Annotated in this window: 1 protein-coding gene; it reads left to right on the forward strand. The window is 72.5% G+C overall.

What is annotated here, in order from left to right:
- Nucleotides 1–667: 667 nt before the first annotated feature.
- The gene (locus ACTIDRAF_RS29670; protein ID WP_083886458.1) at nucleotides 668–2,170 is read left to right on the forward strand and encodes an MFS transporter; all 1,503 of its coding nucleotides are present in this window, start codon (nucleotides 668–670) and stop codon (nucleotides 2,168–2,170) included.
- Nucleotides 2,171–3,959: the final 1,789 nt, after the last annotated feature.

Genomic DNA, 3,959 nt, shown 5'->3' on the forward strand with positions numbered 1-3,959 from the left:
CCGCGCCGAACCGGCGGGGGCGAGGCCGCGCGGTCACCGGGCGCGCCGTCGCGCGCCGGGCCGGTGAATGCCGCCCGTCCGGGCGGCAAACAGACCCCCATACCCGACGTGAACTGATTCCTAACCACCAACAAAGGGTGTACCGATTAAGATCGACACAAATCACATCGCCGCGAACCCGCGCCACTCCGGAGTCTTCTCACGTTTTCCGACAGGGACCATCCCCTGGCGCAACATCACCCCTTCGGCGGCATCGAACTCGTCCACAATTGCTTTCCTACCCGATCGGGGAACCAGCGGTACCGGCGGTGACCTGCGGAGGAAGCGGAGTGTCACCACACCAGGACGACCCGTCCCTCCGGGGAGCCAGCCGCGGTGTCGCGGCTGGTCACTCCCCTTGCGACCGCACCGCTCGCCCAGTGCTGCGCAGGCAGTTCACCCCGTTCCGCGGTGACCGTTCCGCGGCCGGCGGCGAACCGGCGAGCACGCTCCGGATTTCCGCAAGTCGATCTTCACTCCGAGGCGGGAAACGCGACGGCCGCGCGGTAGCACGAACGAGTGTCGATCTCGCCGTCGCCAAGAAACAGGGAAAAGAGGCGATAGTGTCGCTCTCAGTAATCGGAATTTCACGCTCCGACCAGCGGGGGCGGGTGCGCTTCCCCGGGTAATGGGGCGCTGTCTCCCGCTCCCGAATTCGTTTTCACTGGAGGTCACTGTGTCGGCCGACCGTGCTTCACGGCAGGCGTGGCTGATTTGGGCGGTTGCCGTCGTCGTCTATCTCGCCGCCGTCCTACACCGCGGCTCGCTCGGAGTGGCGGGCCCGATGGCGAGCGAGAGATTCGCGATCAGCTCCAGCGCGCTGGCCACCTTCACCGTGCTGCACCTGATCGTCTACGCGATCATGCAGATCCCCGCTGGCCTCCTCGTCGACCGGTTCGGCCCCAAGCGGGTGCTGGTCGCCTCGGTGCTGCTGATGGGCGTGGGCCAGGTGTTGTTCGCCCTCGGGACCTCGTACCCGCTGGCGCTGTTCTCCCGGGTCACCGTCGGAGTCGGTGACTCCCTGACCTGGGTCGCGCTGCTGCGCACCATCGCCGTCCACTTCACCGCCCGCAACTACGCGCTCGTGGTGGCGATGTCCAACGCGCTGGGCGCCCTGGGTGGCGTCATCGCCACCGTGCCCCTCGCCCTCGCCCTGGGCTACGCCGGGTGGACCACCACCTTCCTGCTCCTCGGCCTGGGGACGCTCGGGTACTCCGTGGTCGTGGGCGTGGTGATGCGGCCCGGCCGGCTCGGTGAGGACAGCTCCGAGCCCCAGGGCGAACGGGTCGACGCCACCTCGGTGTTCCGGCAGTTCCCCCAGGTGTGGCGCATCCCGGGCACGCGCCTGGCGTTCTGGGTGCACTTCTCCACCGGCATGCTCCCCGGGATGCTCGGCCTGCTGTGGGGATACTCCTACCTGGTCGAGTCGCTGGGACTGAGTTCGGCGACGGCGAGCATGGTCATCGGGCTGTTCGTCTTCACCGGAGTGGTTGGCGGGCCGATCATCGGTGCCAGCATGCGGCTCCGCCCCGAGTCGGGCATGTGGTGGGTGCTGGCCTACCTCGCCCTGAGCATCACCGGGATGCTGCTGCTGACCCTGTGGCCCGACGGCACGCCACCGGCGATGCTGGCGTGCGTGGCGTTCCTGGTGTTCGCCAGCGGCGGCCCGATCACCGCCGTCGCCTTCGCCCTGATCCGCGACTACAACCCGATGCGGCAGATGGGCACCGCGATCGGGCTGGCCAACGTGGGCGGTCACCTGGCGACGGCCTCGTCCACCCTGCTCATCGGGGTGCTGCTGGACATGAGCCGCTCGCTGTCGGTGCAACACGCCTACCAGGTCGGGTTGGCCGGAGCGTTCGCGATGCTGCTGCTGGGTTCGGTGCGCACCGTCGTCTGGTGGCGTCGCGCCAGGGCGGTGCACTTCGAGGCGCAGGAGCGGGGCGAGGCGGTGCCGATGCGGCTCCGCCCCCGCCGGTGGGACGTGCGGGGTGACCGCCGCCGGGCCCTGGTGCCGGTGCGCCTCGAGGGCGACCCCGACCACTGGTCGATGATCCTGGTGGGACCAGGGGTTCCCGGCGACGAGGAGTGGGACTCCCCGAACCGGGTTCGGGAGAGGACTCCGCGATGAACCCACCCCACCCGCGCCCGCCGGAGTCGCGTTCCCGGCCCCCACCGCCGTGAGGTGGTCCGGGTGGGACGCGCACCACGGGCGCCCTCAGGGACCGGCGTTCTCCGACCCGGCCGCCACCGGGTCGGAGAACCGGTCGGCCCCACACCAGCCCGGGGGCCGTCGTCCCGGAACGACACCGCCGAGCCGGGCACGCCACGCGGGGGACGAGCACCGGTCGGCGGGACCAGCCCGACCGGCCACCAGTCGCCGCCGCGGAGCTGCCCCCGGGGAGACGACGTCCGCCTTCTCGTCCTCCACCACCACTCACCCGTGAGAGGAGGGCGGTCCCACCATGGCCGCCCCACCACGCGCCCGCCACGGCCGGCCCAGCACCACCGATAGCCCGGGCTCGGCCCCGCCGACCCACGTGGAACACCTCAGGTCCGGGCGGGACGGGCTCGTGCCACGCGCCCAGGAGGCGGCCTCTCGACGAGCCGACGCCGGTAGCCGCGAGATCCGGCGGCACGGCCGGCGATCGGCGTGACCGTCCGAACAGGCGCCCAGGGGCCGTCGGCCGAGCGACTCGCGTTCGCGGTCCGCCCGGGCCTCGGCGCGGAGGATCCGCTCGTCGGCGACACGCGGGCCTCGCGCCGTCCCGCACCGGCGTTCCCGCCCGTCGCACCGGGACGGGATGTCGCCGGTGGCGGAACGCTCGGCGGATTCGGGCCGTGCCCGGCGTGGGGCCAGGCATCGCGCGGACCCCCTCGCCCCGGGACCGCCCGGGGCGGCGCACCCGGGAGGCGGTGGGATGTCGTTCGGGTTGAACGACGACCACACCCGGTCGAGGGTTCGTCCGCCCGCGCGCGGCCGTTCGGCGTCGAGCCAGCACGGCGGCGCCGGTCCGAGGCGGAACCCGTTCTCCCCGGACGGTGGTCCACTCGGGAGGGCACCGCCGCTGGAGCCGCCGGCGCCTCGGCCTCAGGGCGGCCAGCCACCGCGGCCACTCGACCGTGACCGGGCGAACGGTCCTCGGGGCGGCCTCATCCCCGTCCGCGCCCCCGCACCCCACCCGGGACACGGCGAGGACCACCTCGAACACCGCCGGCCCACCGCTAGGCCCGGACCTCCGCCAGGCCGAGCACGGAACCCGGCGGGATGGTCACCGGCGGGGTGCTCGGCGGCTCCGTTCGCCGCCTCGGAACGCACCGGCCGGGACGTGCGCTCGCGGCCGGTCCGATCCTGATCCCCCACCACCGGGCCGATGCTCGCCGGCCGGAGGTGCGCGGCAACCCCCTGCCGGGCCCCCGGGTCGTGGCACAGCTCGGCGAACAGCACTCCCGACATGGCAGGCACGGCCGCCGCCTGACGAGGACGACGCGCGGCCGTGCCTTCCCCCACGTTCCGGCTCCGTCCCACCGGTGCCGGTCCACGCGCCGACCCCCGACGGATACCCGCGCGAGTCCCGGAACCGGTGTGCCGCACAACCGAAACCGGGTGCGCGACACCGGAACGAGGTCCACCCACTCCCCCAACCAATTCCCCCGGTTGGGGGCTTTCGCGTTCCCCGACCACCAGCGCGACAACCGTTCGGCATTACCGGTTACCGGGGGTTGCCCGGCGCCACGCCAACTGGGAAACGGGAAACCCCGTCATCTTCCGGCTAACTCGCCGCTTTCCTCGACAGAATGCGGCGAGAACCGAGGTGAACAGGTGTCGCGTATGAAGACGAGCAGATCACGCCACCCGTCCGCGACGGCGACCACCGCGGCGGCCGCCACCAGGGCGAGCGGCAGGCCCCCCCCCCCCC

Origin of the sequence: Actinoalloteichus spitiensis RMV-1378, from assembly GCF_000239155.1 — a bacterium.
GTDB classification, from domain to species: Bacteria; Actinomycetota; Actinomycetes; order Mycobacteriales; family Pseudonocardiaceae; genus Actinoalloteichus_B; species Actinoalloteichus_B spitiensis.